The 20,248-nt window shown below is 61.4% G+C and carries 13 protein-coding genes; 8 read left to right on the forward strand and 5 right to left on the reverse strand.

The features are described from left to right. Positions 1 to 6 precede the first annotated feature (6 nt). Both HNQ72_RS23645 and HNQ72_RS23650 read left to right on the forward strand, forming a co-directional pair. Positions 7 to 906 carry a glycine betaine ABC transporter substrate-binding protein gene (locus HNQ72_RS23645; RefSeq protein WP_373289482.1) on the forward strand — a complete coding sequence of 300 codons (900 nt, stop codon included), beginning with the start codon at positions 7 to 9 and terminating at the stop codon, positions 904 to 906. 55 nt (positions 907 to 961) lie between these two features. Continuing rightward, the gene (locus HNQ72_RS23650) at positions 962 to 1,219 is read left to right on the forward strand and encodes a helix-turn-helix domain-containing protein (RefSeq protein ID WP_183995916.1); all 258 of its coding nucleotides are present in this window, start codon (positions 962 to 964) and stop codon (positions 1,217 to 1,219) included. A gap of 47 nt (positions 1,220 to 1,266) precedes the next feature. Here HNQ72_RS23650 and HNQ72_RS23655 read toward each other — a convergent pair whose 3' ends face one another. From HNQ72_RS23655 to HNQ72_RS23665, 3 genes are all read right to left on the reverse strand, one after another. Beyond that, the gene (locus HNQ72_RS23655) at positions 1,267 to 1,887 is read right to left on the reverse strand and encodes a TetR family transcriptional regulator (protein ID WP_183995918.1); all 621 of its coding nucleotides are present in this window, start codon (positions 1,885 to 1,887) and stop codon (positions 1,267 to 1,269) included. Positions 1,888 to 1,979: 92 nt separating this feature from the next. Then, positions 1,980 to 5,126, reverse strand: coding sequence for an efflux RND transporter permease subunit (locus HNQ72_RS23660; RefSeq protein ID WP_183995920.1), 3,147 nt, complete (start codon positions 5,124 to 5,126; stop codon positions 1,980 to 1,982). 12 nt (positions 5,127 to 5,138) lie between these two features. Next, positions 5,139 to 6,326, reverse strand: a complete 1,188-nt coding sequence (locus tag HNQ72_RS23665; protein WP_183995921.1) for an efflux RND transporter periplasmic adaptor subunit — start codon at positions 6,324 to 6,326, stop codon at positions 5,139 to 5,141. 486 nt (positions 6,327 to 6,812) lie between these two features. Between HNQ72_RS23665 and HNQ72_RS23670 the strand changes: the two genes are divergently transcribed. The 6 genes from HNQ72_RS23670 to HNQ72_RS23695 all read left to right on the forward strand — a co-directional run bounded on the left by HNQ72_RS23670 (position 6,813) and on the right by HNQ72_RS23695 (position 15,738). Further along, positions 6,813 to 8,018, forward strand: coding sequence for an efflux RND transporter periplasmic adaptor subunit (locus HNQ72_RS23670; RefSeq protein ID WP_183995923.1), 1,206 nt, complete (start codon positions 6,813 to 6,815; stop codon positions 8,016 to 8,018). Positions 8,019 to 8,031: 13 nt separating this feature from the next. Beyond that, the gene (locus HNQ72_RS23675) at positions 8,032 to 9,981 is read left to right on the forward strand and encodes a MacB family efflux pump subunit (protein WP_183995925.1); all 1,950 of its coding nucleotides are present in this window, start codon (positions 8,032 to 8,034) and stop codon (positions 9,979 to 9,981) included. Between the two features lie 28 nt (positions 9,982 to 10,009). Continuing rightward, a complete protein-coding gene (locus tag HNQ72_RS23680; RefSeq protein WP_183996127.1) occupies positions 10,010 to 10,654 on the forward strand; it encodes a TetR/AcrR family transcriptional regulator in 645 nt (214 codons plus the stop codon). A 106-nt stretch (positions 10,655 to 10,760) separates the two neighbouring features. Beyond that, positions 10,761 to 11,831 (forward strand): HlyD family secretion protein, encoded by a 1,071-nt coding sequence (locus HNQ72_RS23685; protein ID WP_183995927.1) that lies wholly within the window; start codon positions 10,761 to 10,763, stop codon positions 11,829 to 11,831. A 10-nt stretch (positions 11,832 to 11,841) separates the two neighbouring features. Then, positions 11,842 to 14,622 carry a ribosome-associated ATPase/putative transporter RbbA gene (gene rbbA, locus HNQ72_RS23690; protein WP_183995929.1) on the forward strand — a complete coding sequence of 927 codons (2,781 nt, stop codon included), beginning with the start codon at positions 11,842 to 11,844 and terminating at the stop codon, positions 14,620 to 14,622. A 3-nt stretch (positions 14,623 to 14,625) separates the two neighbouring features. Next, entirely contained in the window at positions 14,626 to 15,738 is a 1,113-nt protein-coding gene (locus tag HNQ72_RS23695) for an ABC transporter permease (RefSeq protein WP_183995931.1), read from the forward strand. A 9-nt stretch (positions 15,739 to 15,747) separates the two neighbouring features. Here HNQ72_RS23695 and HNQ72_RS23700 read toward each other — a convergent pair whose 3' ends face one another. After that, on the reverse strand, positions 15,748 to 18,873 hold the full coding sequence (locus HNQ72_RS23700; protein ID WP_183995933.1) for an efflux RND transporter permease subunit: 3,126 nt from the start codon (positions 18,871 to 18,873) through the stop codon (positions 15,748 to 15,750). Next, positions 18,870 to 20,105: an efflux RND transporter periplasmic adaptor subunit gene (locus HNQ72_RS23705; RefSeq protein WP_183995935.1), complete on the reverse strand. Its 1,236-nt coding sequence runs from the start codon at positions 20,103 to 20,105 to the stop codon at positions 18,870 to 18,872. The genes HNQ72_RS23700 and HNQ72_RS23705 overlap by 4 nt, the downstream gene beginning before the upstream one ends. Between the last annotated feature and the right edge of the window lie 143 nt (positions 20,106 to 20,248).

Genomic DNA, 20,248 nt, shown 5'->3' on the forward strand with positions numbered 1-20,248 from the left:
GCATCCATGTTCAAGTCACTTTCCACCACCCGACGCACGACGCTTGCGGCAACGCTCGGACTTGCCGCGGCACTCGTCGGCGGTTCCGTCATGCCGACCATGGCGCAGGACGCCAAGACGGTGAAGCTCGGTTTCGCGCCGTGGTCCGACGCCGAATTCGTCACCAAGCTTGCAGCCAAGCTGATGACCGACAAGCTCGGCCAGAAGGTCGAACTGGTCCAGACCGACGTGGCGCCGCTCTATCAGGGTGTCAGCCGTGGCGATATCGACGCGATGATGATGGCATGGCTGCCGGCAACCCATGCCGACTATTACGACAAGGTGAAGAACCGCGTCGAAACGCTCGGCACGGTTTATGACGGCGCCAAGCTCGGCTGGGTCGTGCCGACCTATATCCCCGAAAGCGAGATCGCCTCGATCGAGGATCTGAAGAAGCCGGAAGTACAGGAAAAGCTTTCCGGCACGGTGCAGGGCATCGATCCGGGTGCTGGCCTGACACGCCTTTCGCAGCAGGCCGTGAAGGATTACGCACTCGACGACTACAAGCTGCAGATCTCCAGTGAAGCCGGAATGCTGACGACCGTCGACCGCGCCATGCGTGGCGAAAAGTGGTTCGTCGCAACGTCCTGGAGCCCCCACTGGATGTTCGGCAAATACAAGCTTCGCTACATCGACGACCCGAAGAAGTCGCTCGGCGAGGCCGAACATGTCGACATTCTCGCCTCGAAGGATTTCAAGACCGAAAACCCGAAAGCCGCAGAATTCCTGTCGCGCATGAAGGTGCCGCTCGATGACCTCGAGGCCGCCATGTTCAACGCCCAGGAAACCTCTTACGACGAGGCCGTGGCAAAATATATCGAGGACCATCCGGACCAGATCAAGGCCTGGGTCGGCGACGAAGGCTGAATAGCGGCGGCCGCTCGCCGGACGAGCGGCCGCACTTCACCTGTGGGGACACCTGATGAGCAATCGCAAATTCCAGCCCGCCTACGGCATTGACGACACACTGGGGGGCCGTATCTCCCTGGCGCGCGATGCGCGGGATATCTCGGTAGAGGAGGCGGCGCAGACCCTCGGGATTGAACCCGTAACGTGGTCAGATTGGGAAAACGACCGTTCAGAACCCCTCTCCGACCGCCTCGAGATGATGGCGAGCGTTTTGCAGGTCAGCGTCGTTTGGTTGGCGGATGGCCGGGGAACCGGACCGCGCTGGAGTTGATACCGGCGCATCACAGCAAATGCCGGCAGCTTTCCGGTTCTACGGCCCTAGACCGTGTTGCTGCGAAAGCTGGCCAACAATCTCCTGACCTTGTCACTGCCGTCCTTGCTAAGATCGAACTTCTGGCCGTAAAGCAGCCAGTCCCAGCAAATACCCTTCATCAGCCATTTGAATGTCTTGCTGGCCGAATGCGGCGTCCACGCAGCGGCGAGCCGGTTGTCGTTCGCGGCTCGCTCCAGAATGCTCTCCAGATAGCCCGTATGTTCACGATCGAGCTTGTCCAGCTCGTCCATCACCGGCTGGAATTCTTCCGTGAAATTGGTCCGCAGCAGGATGGAAAGCAGCCGCTGGCGATGCCTGTCCTCGGCCAGCACCTGTAGCCAGTCACATGCCATATTTTCCACGAGAGACAACGGATCGCGGCCGTCATCGCATGGCGCATCGACATCCGCCATGTTAACACGCGGAAGATCGGCCGCGTTGTAAAGCTCGAGAAACAGATCGCTCTTGCTGTTGAAATGCCAATAGATCGCGCCGCGGGTCACGCCGGCTGCCGTCGCGATTTCATCAAGCGTGCTGGTGGCGACGCCCTTCTCGAAGAAGAGTTTTTCAGCCGCCGCAAGGATCGAGCAGCGCGTCTCGGCGGCCTCTGCCTTGGTTCGTCTCATCCCTCCTCCTTTCCATCATGCCCGAATACTCCACGCTTTCGGGCCAAGGTGGTGGTTGCCCCCGGAAGACCGAGCTTCCGGGGGCAACAATCTTAATGTGTCGACGTGCCACTCTTGGCTTCGTACTTGCCGCCCATCGGCTCTGCGCGGGCGCTCTTGCTGAACAGCCTCATGACGAACATGAAGAAGGCCGGCACGAAGAAGATCGCGAGAACGGTGGCGGAGATCATGCCGCCGAGAACGCCGGTACCGATGGCGTTCTGGCTGGCAGCACTTGCGCCGGTGGCAATCGCCATCGGCACGACACCGAGGGTAAACGCCATCGACGTCATCAGGATCGGGCGGAAGCGAAGATGCGCCGCTTCCACAGTCGCCTCGTAAGTCGTCTTGCCTTCAGCGCGCAGGTCCTTGGCGAACTCGATGATCAGGATCGCGTTCTTGGCAGACAGACCGACGATCGCGATCAGCCCGACGAGGAAGTACACATCGTTGGGCATGTTGCGGATCATCACCGCGGCCACGCAACCGATGACACCGAGCGGAACCACCAGCATGACCGCAATCGGGATCGACCAGCTTTCGTAGAGTGCCGCCAGAAGCAGGAAGACGAACAGGATCGAGAGCCCGATCAGCGCGGGAGCCTGCGAACCGGACTGGATTTCCTGCAGCGACTGGCCGGTCCATTCGTAACCGAAGCCGCTCGGCAACTGCCCGGCGAGGCGCTGCATTTCCGCAATCGCGTCACCCGACGAGTAACCCGGACCGGCCTGACCGGCGATACGGACCGACGGATAGCCGTTGTACCCGACGACCTGGGACGGACCACGCATCCATTCGACAGTTGCGAAGGACGACATCGGCACCATGCCGCCACTGGCATTGCGGACGTTCAGCTTCAGAAGGTCCGCCGTCTGCATGCGCTGGTTGCCGTCCGCCTGCACCGTCACGCGTTGCATGCGGCCCGCATTCGGGAAGTCGTTGACATAGGACGAGCCGAGATTGGCGGTGATCGTCGAGTTGATGTCACCGAAGGTCACGCCGAACGTGTTGGCCTTTTCGCGATCGATCAGCAGGTTCACCTGAGCCGCATCCGGCATGCCTTCGATGCGAAGGCCGGCAAGGATCGGGCTCTTGCGAGCTTCCGCCATCAATTGGTCACGCGCAGCGGCGAGCGCCGTCTGTCCCACACCTGCGCGGTCCTGCAGGCGGAAGGTAAAGCCGGACGAGTTGCCGAGACCCTGGATCGGCGGCGGCGACAGCGAAAACGCGATCGCATCGCGAATGCCGAAGATCTTGCCGTTGATCCGCTGCGCCAGCGCATTTGCGCTGTCTTCCGGTCCGCGTTCGCTCCAGTCCTTGAGCGTGATGAAGGCGAGACCGGCGTTCTGACCGGAACCCGAGAAGGAAAAGCCGTTGATGGCGATGATGCGATCGACAGCCTTTTCCGCCATGGCGATCTTCTCGATCTGCGAGATGACGTCGATCGTGCGGTCGGTGCTGGCTTCTGCCGGCGCCTGCACGTCGACGATCAGAAAGCCCTGGTCTTCGTTCGGCAGGAACGATGTCGGCAACTGGATATAGGCCCAGCCGAGACCGGCAACCAGCGCGAGGTAGATGATCATGAAGCGGCCGGAGCGCTTGATGATGCCACCGACAGTACTGGAATAACCGTGCGATGCCTTGTTGAAGCCGCGATTGAAGAGACCGAAGAAGCCCTTCTTCTCGTGGTGGCCTTCCTTGATCGGCTTCAGGAACGAGCCGCAGAGCGCAGGCGTCAGCGACAAAGCAAGGAAGCCCGAGAAGAGGATCGACACGACCATCGTCAGCGAGAACTGCTGGTAGATGATGCCGACGGCGCCCGGGAAGAAGGCCATCGGCACGAACACTGCCGTCAGCACCAGCGTGATGCCGATGATGGCGCCGGAAATCTGCCCCATCGCCTTGCGTGTCGCTTCCTTCGGCGACAGCTTCTCCTCGGCCATGATGCGTTCGACGTTTTCGACGACGACGATCGCGTCATCGACGAGAATGCCGATCGCCAGAACCATCGCGAACATCGTCAACACGTTGATCGAGAACCCGGATGCATACATGACGGCGCAGGTGCCGAGCAGCGCCACAGGCACGACCAAGGCCGGAATGACGGTGTAACGGATGTTCTGCAGGAAGATGAACATGACGACGAAGACGAGAATCATCGCCTCGATCAGCGTATGAATGACCTTCTCGATCGAAACCGCCACGAACGGACTGGTGTCATAGGGAATTTCATACTGGACGCCAGCCGGGAAATACCTCGCCAGTTCCGCCATCACGTCCTTGACGCCTTCCGAAGCCGCAAGCGCGTTGCCAGTCGGTGACAACTGAATGCCGATGGCAGCACTCGGCTGACCGTTCAGGCGGCTGGAGAAGTTATAGCTTTCACCCCCCACTTCGACACGGGCAACGTCGCGAAGACGAACCGACGAACCATCGGGATTGGCGCGCAGCACGATCGCACCGAACTGCTCGGGCGAGGTGAGCTGTCCTTGGACATTGACGGTTGCCGAAATCTGCTGGCCGATCGGGTTCGGCGTCGCACCGATGCGTCCACCTGCAACCTGAGCATTCTGAGCCGAAATCGCACTGACGATATCGGCAGAGGTCAGGCTGAGGCCAACCATCTTGTCGGGATCCATCCAGATACGCATGGAGCGCTGGGTGGCAAACAGCTGGGCGCTGCCGACGCCATCGACACGACGGATTTCGCCGATAACGTTGCGCTGCAGGTAGTCGCCGAGACCGATCGCGTCAGTATTGCCGTCCGTCGAGGTCAGGGAAACGACCATAAGGAACGACGTGCCGGCGCGCTCGACGCGAATACCCTGCGAGGTGACGGCCTGCGGTAGGCGCGGCTCGGCGCGGGCGATACGGTTCTGCACCTCGACCTGCGCTTCACCGATATTGGTGCCGGGGGCGAAGGTGACGTTGATCGAGATACGACCGGAGGATTCGGACGTGGATTCGAAATAGATCAGTCCCGGAACACCGTTCAGCTCGTCTTCGATCGGACGCGTGACACTCTGGTAGATGTTTTCGGGAGACGCACCAGGATAGCTGGTGGAGATGGAGATCTGCGGCGGCGCGACATTCGGATACTGCGCGATCGGCAGCATCGGGATCGCGAGCACGCCCGCCAGCATGATGAAGATCGCGACGACCCACGCAAAGATCGGCCGATCGATGAAGAAACTTGCCATACGATCGGATCCTTACTTCTGTGCCGCCGGGGCTTCGCCTGCCGCTGCTTCAGCCGCAGGCTTTTCCGGGCTCCAGGGCTGCGGGTTGACGGTGGCTCCGGGTGCAGTCTTCTGGAAGCCGTCGGCGATGACCTTGTCGCCGGCCTTCAGGCCCTGCGAGATGACCCAGCGATCGCCAAGCGCACGGCCGACATTGACGCGGCGCTGCTCGGCCTTGTTGCCTTCACCGACGACAAGCACGCTTGCCTGACCGCCCGGATCGCGCTGAACCGCCTGCTGCGGAACCGCAAAGGCTTCCCTCTCGACACCCTGCTGGATCTGGACGCGCACATACATGCCCGGCAGAAGGTCGCCGTCCGGATTGGGGAATTCACCACGCAGCGTCACCTGGCCGGTCGTTTCATCGACGGCGGCTTCGGAGAACAGCAGGCGTCCCGTCTGGGCGTAAGGCGTGCCGTCATCGAGAAGCAGCTTCACTTCCGCCTCATTGTCGCCAGTCATCAACTTGCCGTCTTCGAGCGCCTTGCGCAGGCGGATCAGGTCAGCAGCCGGCTGGGTGAAATCGGCATAGATCGGGTCGAGCTGCTGGATGGTTGCAAGGTTCTCGGTGCTGTTGGCGCTGACAAGTGCGCCTTCGGTGATCAGCGCACGGCCGATGCGGCCGCTGATCGGCGCGGTGACCTGCGAATACTGCAGGTTGAGATTTGCCTGTGCGAGGCCGGCCTCGGCAACGGCGACTTCGGCATCAGCCTGTGCCAGCTGCGAGATCGCGTTATCGAATTCCTGCTGCGAAGCAACGTTGGAGCGACGCAGCTGCTGCTGGCGATCGGACGTCTGGCGCGCCTGCAACTGGGCAGCCTTGGCCCGTGCAACCGTTGCCTTGGCGCTATCGACCTGCACCTGGAACGGCGCCGGATCGATGCGGTAAAGGACATCGCCGCGGTTGACCTGCGAGCCCTGCTCGAACACCTGCTCGACGACGATACCGGCCACACGCGGGCGAACTTCTGCAAGCCGGGTCGGCGAGATGCGTCCCGGAAGTTCGTTGATGATCGGCAGCGATTCAGCCGCAATCGTCACGACACCGACAGGACTGGGCGGAGGCGCCTGCTTGGCCTGCCCCTGCTGCTCCTGCTGGCACCCTGCCAGAAATGCGAGACCAGACAAAAGTGCGAGAGCGCGCAGCGGCGTCTTTTGCATCGGAAAGCTCCAACTGAGGGGGAGAGAAATTTACATACAAACTAATACGTATATAAATTATCGCAAATTGATTTTGAATATCACGGTGGTTGAGGAACGGCATATCACTGCATGCCAGAATTGCTCAACCGAGAAGCGCTGCGACAATCCGTAAAGGCATGCGTCATTACCGCCCAAGCGATCCGTAAAACCAAAAACAGACAACTAAAATAATGAAATCAATATCTTGATCAGTACCATCGAGCGACTACAATCGCCTCGACAGCATTGGACACGGTCATGCCGCCCGATGCAACAGCCTGCCGCCAATCTAACATAGTTTTGATGAAAAGCAGCCGCAAATTTGAAAACGAGCAGACCGGTTACTGCGGGTGAATGGCCATACCCGCGCCAGCATGAACATCATTTAATCTTCGCTGCGTTGACAGGCCGGCAGTGAAAAACAATATCGGTACTCATCGGTTTTAAAAAGGTTGAGTATCTCGCATGCGTCTCAAGACGGCCCTGCCACTCCTGCTTATCGCGCTTGTCATCATAGGTGTCGGCACCGCCTTTACCCTGTCGTCATCGGCCTCCACTGCGGCAGTGCTGACGACGCCCGTGGCGCGCGGCAATGTGGAATCGACGGTTCTCGCGACGGGCACCCTCAAGCCCTCGCGGCTGGTCGCAGTCGGCTCACAAGCATCAGGTCGCATCACTTCGCTGAAGGTCGCCGTCGGTGACACGGTGAAGGCGGGCGATCTCATCGCACTCATCGATTCCACCACGCAGGACAACGCGCTGAAAACCGCCAGGGCAGCGCTCGCCAATGTTCAGGCACAACGCAATGAACGCGTTGCAGAGCTGGAAAACGCCAACCTCACCCTCGCTCGCCAACAGGCGATCTACGAGAAACAGGCAGGCTCCCGCGCCGACCTGCAAACCGCCGAAGCGGAAGTGAAGGTCGTCACGGCACAGATCGAGGCGCTCGACGCGCAGATCACCGAGGCCGAGGTCGCCGTCGAGACAGCGCAGGCGGATGTCGGCTATACGCGGATCAGCGCGCCGATGGACGGCACGGTTCTGGCGATCGTCAACCAGGAAGGTCGCACCGTCAACGCGACGCAATCGGCCCCCACCATCGTCGCTCTCGGCGACCTCACCCGGATGACGGTCCGTGCCGAGATTTCCGAAGCCGATATCACCCGCGTCGAAGCCGGACAGAAGGTGCGTTTCAACGTCATCGGCGACCGGGCGAGATCCTATGACGCGACGCTTGCGGCGATCGAGCCTGCGCCGGAAACGATCGTCGATGACAGCAGCGTCGCCACATCCAGCACCGGCTCATCATCCTCCTCGTCCTCATCCTCCTCCTCGGCGATCTACTATATCGGCGTCTTCGACATCCCGAACGACGACGGCCGTTTCCGCACCTACATGTCCGCCGAGGTCAACATCATCCTCGGTTCGGCAGCAGATGTGCTCACCATCCCCTCCTCCGCCCTGCCGGAAACAGCTGCAACGGGCGAAGCCCAGGTCCGCGTCGAGAAGGACGGCAGGATTGAGACCCGCCAGGTCGAGATCGGCCTTAACAACAAGATCACCGCCGAGGTCAGGTCCGGCCTTTCCGAGGGCGAGCGGGTGGTGATCGGCGAAGGCTCGGCTGCACCATCGACATCCAGCAGTCGCGGCGGTCCGCCGCCGATGTTCTGACGGGAGCAAGTCGATGACAGACCCCTTGATTTCGCTCGCCGGCCTGCGCCGCGACTATGCCTCCGGTGACGGCACGATCACCGTCCTGAAAGACGTCGACCTGACGATCGAACGCGGCGAGATGGTCGCGATCATCGGTGCCTCCGGCTCCGGCAAGTCGACGCTCATGAACATTCTCGGCCTGCTCGACCGGCCGACCGCCGGCACATACAAGATTTCCGGCCGCGAGACATCCGCCCTCGACAACGACGACCGCTCGGCGCTGAGACGCGAGCATTTCGGCTTCATCTTCCAGCGCTATCATCTGCTGGACGAAATCTCGGCGCTCTCCAATGTCGAGATCCCGGCGGTCTATGCGGGCCGCGACCGCAGCCAGCGGCGCGAGCGAGCCGCCGCCCTGCTCGGACGCCTCGGCATGGCGGATCGCACCGAACACAGGCCGGGACACCTCTCCGGCGGCCAGCAGCAGCGCGTGTCAATTGCTCGCGCCCTGATGAACGATGCCGACGTGATCCTCGCCGACGAACCGACCGGTGCGCTCGACAAGGCAAGCGGCGAGGAAGTGCTGCGCATTCTCGACGAGCTGCATGCCGAAGGCCGCACCATCATCATCGTCACCCATGATGCGACAGTGGCCGCAAGAGCCGAGCGCATCATCGAGATCTCCGACGGTCGCATCATTTCCGACACGCGCTCCAGAGCCCTTCCCGTTTCGGCTCCGGAAACAAAACCGCGAACCGTCGCACCGGCAAATCGCGTCGGCGCCGGTTTCGACCGTTTTCGCGAAGCCTTCCTGATGGCCTGCAAGGCATTGAAGACGCATCGAATGCGCTCGTTCCTGACAATGCTCGGTATCATCATCGGCATCGCCTCGGTGATCTCGGTCGTGGCGCTCGGCACCGGCAGCCAGCAGAAGGTGCTCGCCAATATCAGCAGTCTCGGCACCAACACGCTGGAAGTCTTTCCCGGCAACGGGTTCGGCGACATGCGATCGGGCCGGGTGAAGACCCTGGTGGTCTCCGACGCCAATGCGCTTGCGAAACTACCCTATATCGCCGCCGCGACGCCAACGGTCTCGACCAGCACCACAGCACGTTTCGGCGCGACCGAAGCCAATGCCCTGATCAACGGCGTCGGCAGCAAGTATTTCGAGGTCAAGGGCTCGAAGCTCGTCGCCGGCCGTTTCTTCGACGATGCCGGCGTGCAGGCCATGGAACAGGATGCGGTCATCGATGAGAACACCGCAAAAACCCTGTTCGGCAGCGATACCGCTCAAGCAATCGGCCAGGTATTTCTGGCAGGCAGCGTGCCGTCGCGGGTGATCGGCGTGATCTCGTCGCAGCAGGGCGGTTTCGGCTCCAGCGACAATCTCTCCATCTACCTGCCCTATACCAGCGTGCAGACCCGTTTCACCGGCGACCAGTCGCTGCGCAGCATCACGCTCAGGATCAGCGACGATGCCGACACCAGCGTTGCCGAACAGGCGGTCACCACCTTCCTCACCGGCCGCCACGGCACCAAGGACTTCTTCGTGCTGAATACCGACGACATTCGCCAGACCATCACCAGCACGACCCAGACGATGACGCTGCTGATCGGCGCGATCGCGGTCATTTCGCTGATCGTCGGCGGTATCGGTGTGATGAACATCATGCTGGTCTCGGTCTCCGAACGGGTGGGCGAAATCGGCGTGCGCATGGCGGTCGGAGCCAGACGGCAGGATATCCTGCAGCAGTTCCTGATCGAGGCCGTGCTCGTCTGCCTGATCGGCGGCGTGCTCGGCGTGGCGCTCGCGCTTCTGTTCGGCGCGACATTCAGCCTGTTCGGCTCGAGCTTCAGCCTCGTGTTCACCACTGCACCCATCGTTCTTGCAGTCGTTTCGTCCTGCCTCATCGGCATCGCCTTTGGCTATCTTCCGGCCCGCAACGCGTCGCGGCTTGATCCGGTGGCGGCTCTTGCGTGATACCGCCGGACATAAGACACTGCGATTGATGGATAGCGACGACACGATGCCCGAAATGAAACGTTCAAGGGGACGCCCGAAAACGCAGAGCGACGATGAACGCCGGCAGGCGATCGTCGAGGAGGCCCAGCGCACCTTCGTCGAACTCGGCTATCGCGGCACCACGACCGATATCGTGGCGGCGCGATGTCGTATCTCCAAGCAGACCCTCTATCGGGTATTCGAAAGCAAGGCGGATCTATTTCTCGCGGTCGTCGGCTCCCATCGCCGGATGATGCTCGCTCTCCCGCGCCCCGAGAATGAAGACAGGCCCGTCGATGAGGTTTTGGCAGATATCTTCATGATCGACATCGACGAGGCGGCGGAACGGGAACGCGAAGCCTTCATCTCCTTCGTCATAAGGGAATCGCAGCAGGTTCCCGAACTGGTCGATATTTTGCACCGGGAGGGTGTCGACCGATCACGAAAGCTTCTCGCGGAATGGCTCGATCTTCAGGTTGGCCGCAGGATGCTTGCGATCGACAACACATTGAGCGGCGCCCGCATGCTGATGGACCTTCTGTTCGGGGGCATGGCCGGGCCGGGCAGCCGTGACTGGAAGGACCGCGCGGATCGCAACCGCCATCTACGGCGCTGCATCGGCGTCTTCGTCCGGGGAAACCAGCCTCACTGAATGCGGGCACCAACATTCAGCAAAAGGTTGCATTGACCGTGGTCAATTCGCCATGACGCCATAAGTCTATCGTCACGGGAACATTTGCAATTGCCTGGGGACAGTGATGACGAAATCCGCAAGGGGATGGGTCTGGGGCGTAATCGCCCTCGTTGTAGTTGCTTGCGGATATTATGCTTGGACGGTTTTCCGTGGCGATAGTTTGGCCGCGGGCTTCACCTCCAGCAACGGCCGCATCGAGGCCGTCGAAATCGACATCTCCACCAAGACCGCCGGCCGGCTGAAGGAGTTGATGGTTCGCGAAGGCGATTTCGTCAAGGCGGGCCAGATTCTCGCCAAGATGGATACCGCCCAGCTGGAAGCCAGCAAGCGTCAGGCGCAAGCGCAGCTTCGCCGCGCAGAAATTTCCGTCGATACTGCCCACAGCCTCGTCGCCCAGCGCGAGGCCGAACGAAAATCCGCCCTTGCGGTCATCGAACAGCGCAAGGCCCAGCTCGACTCGGCGCAAAAGACCAACGCCCGCTCGCGGCAATTGCTCGCCAACAACACCGTCTCGCAGCAGGTGGTCGATGACAGCGAGGCGGCCGAACAGGCGGCACGCGCCACGCTCGCCTCGGCGGAAGCGTCACTTGCGGCCTCCGATGCGGCGATCAACGCCGCCAAGGCGCAGGTGGTGGATGCAGGAGCGGCGGTCGATGCCGCAAAAGCTGAGATCGACAGCGTCGATACGGATATCGCCGACAGCACATTGACATCGCCGCGGGACGGTCGTGTCCAGTACCGCGTCGCCCAACCGGGAGAGGTTTTGTCCGCCGGCGGCCGCGTTCTCAATCTCGTCGATCTCGGCGATGTCTACATGACCTTCTTCCTGCCCACCGCGCAGGCCGGCCAGACTTCGATCGGCTCTGACGTCCGCCTCGTCCTCGACGCGGCGCCCCAATACACGATCCCGGGAAAAGTCTCCTTCGTTGCCGATGTCGCGCAGTTCACGCCGAAAACGGTTGAAACAGAGGAAGAACGCCAGAAACTGACATTCCGCGTGCGAGCCCAGATCCCTCAGGAACTGCTTCAGAAATACATCCAATACGTCAAGACCGGCCTGCCCGGCATGGCCTATGTCCGGCTCGACCCGCAGGCCGCATGGCCTGAACATCTCGAACGCAACCTCGTGAAGTGACGGCGCCGAGATGGACGCCGCCGACAAACAAGCCCCAAGCGACAGCAAGCCCGTAGTCCGGCTGCAGCAGGTATCGCTTGCCTACAAGAAGACGGTCGCGCTCGATGACGTGTCGATCGATATTCCGCCCGGCTGCATGGTCGGCCTGATCGGGCCGGATGGTGTCGGCAAGTCGAGCCTGCTGTCGCTCGTCTCTGGTGCCCGCGCGATCCAGAAAGGCAAGGTCGAGGTTCTCGGCGGCGACATGTCGGATGCCCGCCATCGCGACACCACCTGCCCGAAGATCGCCTATATGCCGCAAGGGCTGGGCAAGAACCTCTATCCGACCCTGTCGGTCTTCGAGAATGTCGATTTTTTCGCCCGCCTGTTCGGCCAGGACAAGGCCGAGCGCGAGGCGCGCATCAGCGAGCTTCTGGAAAGCACCGGCCTTTCCCCCTTCGCAGACCGGCCCGCGGCAAAACTTTCCGGCGGCATGAAACAGAAACTCGGTCTCTGCTGCGCCCTGATCCATGACCCGGATCTGCTGATCCTCGACGAACCAACGACCGGCGTCGACCCGCTTTCGCGCCGGCAGTTCTGGGAACTGATCGATACAATCCGCGCCGGCCGTCCCGGCATGAGCGTCATCGTCGCCACCGCCTATATGGAAGAGGCCGCAGGCTTCGACTGGCTGGTGGCGATGAATGCCGGCAAGGTGCTCGATACCGGCACACCGGCCGAACTTCTGTCGCGCACCACAACCGACAATCTCGATGCCGCCTTCATCGCGCTTCTTCCCGAAGCCGAGCGGCGCGGCCATGTCGATGTCGTCATCCCGCCTCGCGAGCATGACGGGGCGGAAGACTATGCCATCGAGGCCAGCCACCTCAGCATGCGCTTCGGCAGTTTCACCGCAGTCGACAATGTCAGCTTCCAGATCCCGCGCGGCGAGATCTTCGGCTTCCTCGGCTCCAACGGCTGCGGCAAGTCGACAACGATGAAGATGCTGACCGGGCTTCTGGCGGCCAGCGAAGGCGAGGCAAAACTCTTCGGCCGCACGGTCGATGCCAGCGACATGGCCGTGCGCCGCCGCGTCGGTTACATGAGCCAGGCATTTTCGCTCTACAGTGAACTCACGGTGCGCCAGAACCTCGACCTGCATGCCCGCCTGTTCAAGCTGCCGGAAGAGAATATCCCGGCACGGATCGATGAGATGGCCAGCCGTTTCGGCCTGGCCGATGTCATGGAGACGCTGCCCGACGGCCTGCCGCTCGGCATCCGCCAGCGCCTGTCGCTCGCCGTTGCCATGATCCATGCCCCCGACGTGCTGATCCTCGACGAACCGACCTCCGGTGTCGATCCCATCGCCCGCGATGCCTTCTGGCAGATCCTTGCCGATCTCTCCCGCAAGGACAATGTCACCATCTTCATCTCCACCCATTTCATGAACGAGGCGGAACGCTGCGACCGCATCTCGCTCATGCATGCCGGCAAGGTGCTGATCAGCGACACGCCGGAAGAGATCGCCAAAAGCCGGGACGCCGCCTCGCTCGAAGAAGCCTTCATCGCCTATCTGGAGGAAGCGTCCGGCATCACGCCAACGGCAAAGACCGAAAAGAGAGCTGATCCAGCCCCAGCAAAGCAGGTCCTCTCGCACGACACCCATGCGCCGAAAAAACGCCGCGTCTTCGATTTCCGCCGCATGTTCAGTTGCACGCGGCGCGAAACGCTGGAGCTGCAGCGCGATCCGATCCGCGCCACGCTCGCCGTACTCGGCAGCGTCATCCTGATGTTCGTCATCGGCTACGGCATCAACATGGATGTCGAGGATCTCACCTTCGCCGTGCTCGACCGCGACGACTCGACCATCAGCCGCGACTATGTGCTGGATATCGCCGGGTCGCGCTATTTCATCGAGAAGGAGCCGATCCGCGATTATGCCGACATGGACAAGCGCATGCGCGAGGGAGAGATCAGTCTGGCGATCGAGATCCCGCCGGGATTCGGGCGAAACGTACTGCGCGGCGATACGGTCGAGATCGGCGCCTGGATCGACGGCGCCATGCCGCAGCGGGCCGAAACCGTCAGCGGTTACGTCCAGGGCATGCATGCCAACTGGCTGAACCGCAAGGCGAAGGAGATCAACGGGGCAGCCGCCACGCAGGGCACGTTCTCCATAGAAACCCGCTTCCGCTATAATCCGGACGTCAAAAGCCTCGTCGCCATGGTGCCGGCGGTCATCCCGCTTCTGCTGATCCTCATCCCCGCCATGCTTTCGGCCCTCAGCGTCGTACGCGAAAAGGAACTGGGATCGATCATCAATCTCTACGTCACGCCGGTGACGCGGCTGGAATTCCTGTTCGGCAAGCAGCTTCCCTATATCGTCCTCGGCATGCTGAACTTCCTGCTGCTGGTCGCCTTCGCCACGCTGATCTTCCGTGTGCCCTTCACCGGCAGCTTCGTCACCTATGCGACGGCCGCTCTTCTCTATGTCATCATCGCCACCTCGATCGGCATATTGATGTCGACCTTCATGTCGAGCCAGATCGCCGCCATCTTCGGCACGGCGCTGCTGACGCTGATCCCGGCCACGCAATATTCCGGCATGACCGACCCGGTCTCCTCGCTGCAGGGGGCGGGCGCCTTGATCGGCCAGATCTATCCGACCAGCTATTTCATGACGATCTCGCGCGGCACCTTCTCCAAGGCGCTGGATTTCGCCGGCTTGGCCGGCTCCTTCGTCCCGCTTTTGATCGCCATCCCCATTCTGGCCGCGCTCGGCGCGGTGCTTCTCAAGAAGCAGGAGAGCTGACCCATGTTCTCGTCCAACATCTTTCAGCTCGGCCTCAAGGAATTGCGCGGCCTCGCCCGAGATCCGATGCTGCTTCTCCTGATCGTTTATGCGTTCAGCCTGCAGATCTATACCGGCTCCAGCGCCATGCCAGAGACGCTCAACAATGCCGCCGTCGCTATCGTCGACGAGGATCAGTCGCCGCTTTCGGGCCGCATCAGCACCGCCTTCATGCCTCCCTATTTCGTGCCGCCGAAACAGATCTCGATTGCCGAGATGGACAGCCGCATGGATGCCGGCCTCGACACGTTCGCGCTCAACATCCCGCCGGATTTCCAGCGCGATGTCCTGGCGGGCCAGCAGCCCGTCATCCAGCTCAATGTCGATGCAACCCGCATGAGCCAAGCCTTCAGCGGCAGCGGCTATATCCAGACGATCGTCGGAAACGAGGTCGGCGAATTCCTCAACCGTTACAGGGGTGCAAGCAGCGTCCCGGTCGACCTGACGCTTCGGGCACGCTTCAATCCGTCGCTCGACAAATCCTGGTTCGGCTCGATCACCAACATCATCACCTCAATCACCATGCTGTCGATCGTCCTGACCGGTGCCGCCCTCATCCGCGAGCGCGAACACGGCACGATAGAGCACCTGCTCGTCATGCCGGTCACGCCGACGGAAATCATGATCAGCAAGATCTGGTCGATGGGCCTCGTCGTGCTGCTCGCCTCGAGCTTCGCCCTGTTCGTCATCGTCAAGGGACTGCTGGCGATCCCGATCGAAGGTTCGCCCGCAGTCTTCCTCCTCGGCACGGCGCTGTTTCTTTTCGCCACCACATCCATGGGCATATTTCTGGCGACGGTCGCAGGCTCCATGCCGCAATTCGGCCTGTTGCTGATCCTCGTGCTCCTGCCGCTTCAGGTGCTTTCGGGTGCGATGACGCCGCGCGAAAGCATGCCGGACATCATCCAGTATATCATGCTGCTTGCCCCCAACACGCATTTCGTCATCCTGGCCCAGGCCGTCCTCTTCCGCGGCGCGCAGATCGACGTCGTCTGGCCACAGCTGCTCGCGCTAATGGTAATCGGCTCGGTCCTGTTCTGGCTGGCACTGCGCCGTTTCCGGCGCTTCCTCAGATAGCGGACACAGTCACTCCGCAGCGATCGCCGGGCGATGATCGTCGTTCGTCTCGCTCCGCTCCTCATCCTTCCGGCGACCAAACCGGCTGAGGAAACGGCCGAAACGGTCCATCTCGACAAAGATCACCGGCGTGATGAACAGCGTCAGCGCCTGGCTAACGATCAGCCCGCCGACCACCGCGACGCCGAGCGGTTGGCGAAGCTCCGAGGACGCGCCGCCGCCGATTGCGATCGGCAAGGCGCCGAGCAACGCACAGAAGGTCGTCATCATGATCGGGCGGAAACGCCGAACACTCGCCTCATGGATTGCGGCAGCGGCACTCTCACCCTTCTCCCGCATCGTCTCCACCGCCACGTCGATCATCATGATGGCGTTCTTCTTGACGATGCCGATCAGCATCAGAAGACCGATCAGCGCGATGATCGAGAGATCAAAACCGAACAGTTTCAGCGCCAGAAGCGCTCCGAACGCCGCCGCCGGCAGGCCGGAGAGAATGGTCAGCGGGTGGATGAAGCTTTCATAAAGCACCCCGAGCACGACATAGATGGTCAGAACGGCGGCAAGGATCAGCAGCGGCGTATTGCCCTGGCTCTGTTGAAAGATCTGCGCCGTGCCGCCGTATGAGGTGAACACGTCTGCCGGCATGTCGAGCGATGCCTTGATCTGGTCGATCGCAGCGGTCGCATCGCTGAGCGACACGTTTTCGGGAAGGTTGAACGAAATCGTCGTCGAGACCAGCTGGCCGGTCTGGCTGATCGTCACCGGCGCGGTCTTTCGTTCCACATGGGCAAAGTTCGACAATGGCACCAGCGTACCGTTGGATGACATGACCCGCACCTGCTGCAGCAACTGGTCGTTCCACTGCCGGCTGGTATCGAACTCGACGATGACCTCGTAACTATCGCCCGTCGACTGGATTTCAGCGGCATTGTAACCGCCAAAGGCCATCTGCAGCGATTTGCGCAAGGTGTCGTCGGTAATGCCGAAACGGGCGGCCTTTTCCGTATCGACCTTGATATCGGCCTCGATCGCGTTGTTCTGCGCATCGGAGGTGACGTCGGTGAAATGCTGCCGGTCCTTGCGCATTGCATCCAGCAGCTTGCCCGACCATTCGTTCGTATCGTCAACCTTCAAGGCCTGGACGACGAGCTGGTATTGGCTGGCGGTGCTGCGCCCGCCGAAGCGAAGGCTCTGCTGCGGCGTGATGAAGGCGCGGATACCGGCAATCCTGCCCGTCGCCTGCCGCAGCTCCTGCAAGGTCTGCTGCAATGGCGGCCTCGCGTCGCGGTCCTTCAGTTCGACGAAGACCGTGCCGTTATTCAACGGGCTTCGGCTGTTACCGCCGACCGTGGACGTCACATGGGCAACGGCCGGGTTGGCGCGGATCGCCGCCACGACCTGCGCCTGCAGATCACGCATCGCCGCATAGGAAATGTCTTCTCTGGCGCGTGTCGAAACCGAAAGCCTGCCGATATCCTCGGTCGGGAAGAAACTGCTCGGAAGAGTCTTGAACAGATAGACGGAGCCGCCGACCGAAGCCAGGAAGACCAGCATGATCACCATCCGGTTCCTCAGGCACCAGCCGACCGAGCGATCATAACCGCGCAGCGTCTTCTCGAAGCCGCGATCGAATATCCTGACGATCAGGCTCGGGCGATGATGCCGGTCGGACATGCGCGACCCCAGCATCGGCGTCACCGTCAGCGACACGATAGCCGAAGCGACGATCGCCATCGCGACCACCATGCCGAATTCGTTGAACAGCCGCCCGACCACGCCGCCCATCAGCAGGATCGGAATGAACACGGCAATCAGCGAGATCGACATCGAGACGATCGTGTAGCTGACTTCGGACGCTCCCTGCAGCGCGGCCTGCCGCACCGGCATGCCATCCTCGATATGCCGCATGATGTTTTCGAGCATCACGATCGCATCGTCGACCACGAGGCCAACGGAAAGCGTCAGCCCCAGAAGTGAGATGTTGTCGATGCTGTAGCCGAGCAGATACATGGCGCCGAAGGTCGTGACCAGCGACAGCGGCACAGCAAGCGCCGGAACGATGGTCGCGGAAACCCGTCCGAGGAACAGGTAGATCACCAGCACGACCAGCGCGATCGTCAGCCCGAGCGTGAACTGCACGTCGGAGATCGACTCGCGGATCGATACCGAAGAATCGTTCATCACATTGAGCGACACGGATGCCGGAAGTTCGGCCGTCAGCGCCGGGAGCTTGGCTCTCACCGCATCGACGACCGCAACCGTATTGGCATCCGGCTGGCGCTGCACGGCAAGCACGATGGCCGACTGGCCGTCATACCAACTGCCCGCATCGAGATTTTCGACACTGTCCTCCACCCGCGCGATATCGCCGAGATGGATCGGCGCGCCGTTGGGCGATGCGATGACCAGCGAGCGGAATTCTTGCGCATTGGTGCGCTGGGTGTCGGCATTGATCGTCAGCTTCTGGCTGCCGTTCTGCAGCGAGCCGACTGGCGCCTGGCTGTTGGCGGCCTCGATCGCGTTCGTCACGCTCTGGACGCCAAGACCGCGTGCCTGCAGCTTGTCGGGATCGACCTCGACACGAACGGCATAGGTCTTCGCCCCGAAGATCGACACTTCGGCAACGCCCGGCAGCGTTGAAAGTGTCGGCGAGATGACGTTTTCGGCAATCTCGTCCACCTTGCTCGGCGGCAGGCTGTCGCTTTTCACCGTCAGAAGCAGAACCGGCGCGTCGGCCGGGTTGGTCTTGCGATAGCTCGGCGCCGTCGTCATATTGTCCGGCAATTGCCGACTTGCCTGCGAGATCGCCGCCTGCACGTCGGCGGCGGCCGCATCGATATTGCGGCTCAGATCGAACTGCAGCACGATCGAGGAACTGCCGAGCGAGTTGGTTGCGCTGATTTCGCTGATACCCGGAATGGTCTCGAATTTCTTGATCAGCGGCGTGGAAACCGCCGTCGCCATCGTCTGGGGCGAAGCACCGCTCAGCGACGAGGAGACGTTGATCGTCGGGAAATCCACCTGCGGCAGCGCCGCGACCGGCAGCATCCGATAACCGGCAAGCCCGGCCAATATGGCCCCGATGGCAAGAAGCGTGGTGGCGACGGGACGCCTGATGCAGAATTCGGAGATCAATTGCTTGCCCCCGTTTCAATCACGGTATTGACCGAGGCGGTCTCCCGGCCGGCATTCGAGAAATCCTCGTGAACCGTCGCACCATCGGCAAGCTGCGATTGCCCTTCCACGACGACATGAGCACCGTCCTCTATCCCCTTGGTGATTGCCGTGTCGCTGCCATTGGAACGGGAAACCGTTACCAGCGTCTTGTGGGCCTTTTTGTCATCCCCGATCGTATAGACGAAGGGACTGTCGGCCCCCGGATTGACCGCAACGGTCGGCACGACGACGTTCTCTTCGCCGCCGTTGAAATGGACAGTCACGTTGACGGACTGGCCAGGCCATAATTCTCCGTCCGGATTATCGAACTGCGCCTTTGCCAGAATGGTACCGGACGCCGTGTCCACCGTATTGTCGAAGAAGCTGAGCTTGCCGGAAACGATCTCGTCCGAGGACGACTGAGGCAACGCATCGACTGCAATCTCACCACCTGAAAATCCCCGGCGCAATTCACCGAGATAACCTTCCGGCAGATGGAAGCTGACATAGATGGGATCATATTTCTCGATCGTCACCACGGTGGATCCGACCCCGAGATAGGCACCGACGCTGACCGCGATATCGCCAAGACGCCCTTCGAAAGGCGCGCGGATTTCCGTGTGCTCTAAATTGACCTGATCGGCTGCGATTGTCGCCTTGTCGCTTTGAACCGTTGCGGCGCTGGTATCGCGCGTGGCCTGCGCCTCGTCGACCGATTGCTGCGTGCCGGCACTGCGATCGACGAGCGTTTTCGCCCGGGCAAGCGCAGTCTCTGCCCCCCTCAGCGCTGCCTCATCCCGTGCCAGCAGTGCCTTGTCCTTGTCGAGCGCCGCCACGAGGCTGCGATCATCCAGCTTGGCGATCAGGTCGCCGGCCTTGACCACATCACCATCACGCGCGGTGATGGAAAGCACCGTTCCAGCTTCCTGCGCTGCGATCGTGGTGTTTTCATCGGCAACGGCTGCACCCGTTGCAGTGACATCGAGCGGCAAGGTCATCTTCACGGCGGCAACGGTCTTGACTGCGGCGGGCTGGCCATTGCCGCGCCCACGCTGCCCGTTGCGACCGCCATCCTGCGATTGCCCGTTTGCTGCCGTCTTATCCGCCGAAGCTTGCGGATCAAGCTGATCGAGATAGGGAAGCTGCGCTCGAAAATGCCAGCCGGCAGCTGCCGCCACGGCAAAACAGGCCACGATCCAGATCTTCTTCATGCCGGTAGTTCTCCATCAGGGCCTTGCCTCTGTGGAGGAGGATATTGCGCTCAAAACGGCGAAAAGCCAGCGAACACAGCGGCCTGCGGATTAAATCTTGGTAAGGATGCGCAGGGCCTCATGAAACGAAAAACGTAACATTC

The organism is Aliirhizobium wenxiniae, assembly GCF_014201355.1.
GTDB classification, from domain to species: Bacteria; Pseudomonadota; Alphaproteobacteria; order Rhizobiales; family Rhizobiaceae; genus Neorhizobium; species Neorhizobium wenxiniae.

Excerpts from the sequence above, each read along its gene's own strand:
- HNQ72_RS23645 (WP_373289482.1), top strand. The coding sequence starts at position 7 with ATGTTCAAGTCACTTTCCACCACCCGACGCACGACGCTTGCGGCAACG.
- HNQ72_RS23650 (WP_183995916.1), top strand. The coding sequence starts at position 962 with ATGAGCAATCGCAAATTCCAGCCCGCCTACGGCATTGACGACACACTG.
- HNQ72_RS23655 (WP_183995918.1), bottom strand. The coding sequence starts at position 1,887 with ATGAGACGAACCAAGGCAGAGGCCGCCGAGACGCGCTGCTCGATCCTT.
- HNQ72_RS23660 (WP_183995920.1), bottom strand. The coding sequence starts at position 5,126 with ATGGCAAGTTTCTTCATCGATCGGCCGATCTTTGCGTGGGTCGTCGCG.
- HNQ72_RS23665 (WP_183995921.1), bottom strand. The coding sequence starts at position 6,326 with ATGCAAAAGACGCCGCTGCGCGCTCTCGCACTTTTGTCTGGTCTCGCA.
- HNQ72_RS23670 (WP_183995923.1), top strand. The coding sequence starts at position 6,813 with ATGCGTCTCAAGACGGCCCTGCCACTCCTGCTTATCGCGCTTGTCATC.
- HNQ72_RS23675 (WP_183995925.1), top strand. The coding sequence starts at position 8,032 with ATGACAGACCCCTTGATTTCGCTCGCCGGCCTGCGCCGCGACTATGCC.
- HNQ72_RS23680 (WP_183996127.1), top strand. The coding sequence starts at position 10,010 with ATGGATAGCGACGACACGATGCCCGAAATGAAACGTTCAAGGGGACGC.
- HNQ72_RS23685 (WP_183995927.1), top strand. The coding sequence starts at position 10,761 with ATGACGAAATCCGCAAGGGGATGGGTCTGGGGCGTAATCGCCCTCGTT.
- rbbA (WP_183995929.1), top strand. The coding sequence starts at position 11,842 with ATGGACGCCGCCGACAAACAAGCCCCAAGCGACAGCAAGCCCGTAGTC.
- HNQ72_RS23695 (WP_183995931.1), top strand. The coding sequence starts at position 14,626 with ATGTTCTCGTCCAACATCTTTCAGCTCGGCCTCAAGGAATTGCGCGGC.
- HNQ72_RS23705 (WP_183995935.1), bottom strand. The coding sequence starts at position 20,105 with ATGAAGAAGATCTGGATCGTGGCCTGTTTTGCCGTGGCGGCAGCTGCC.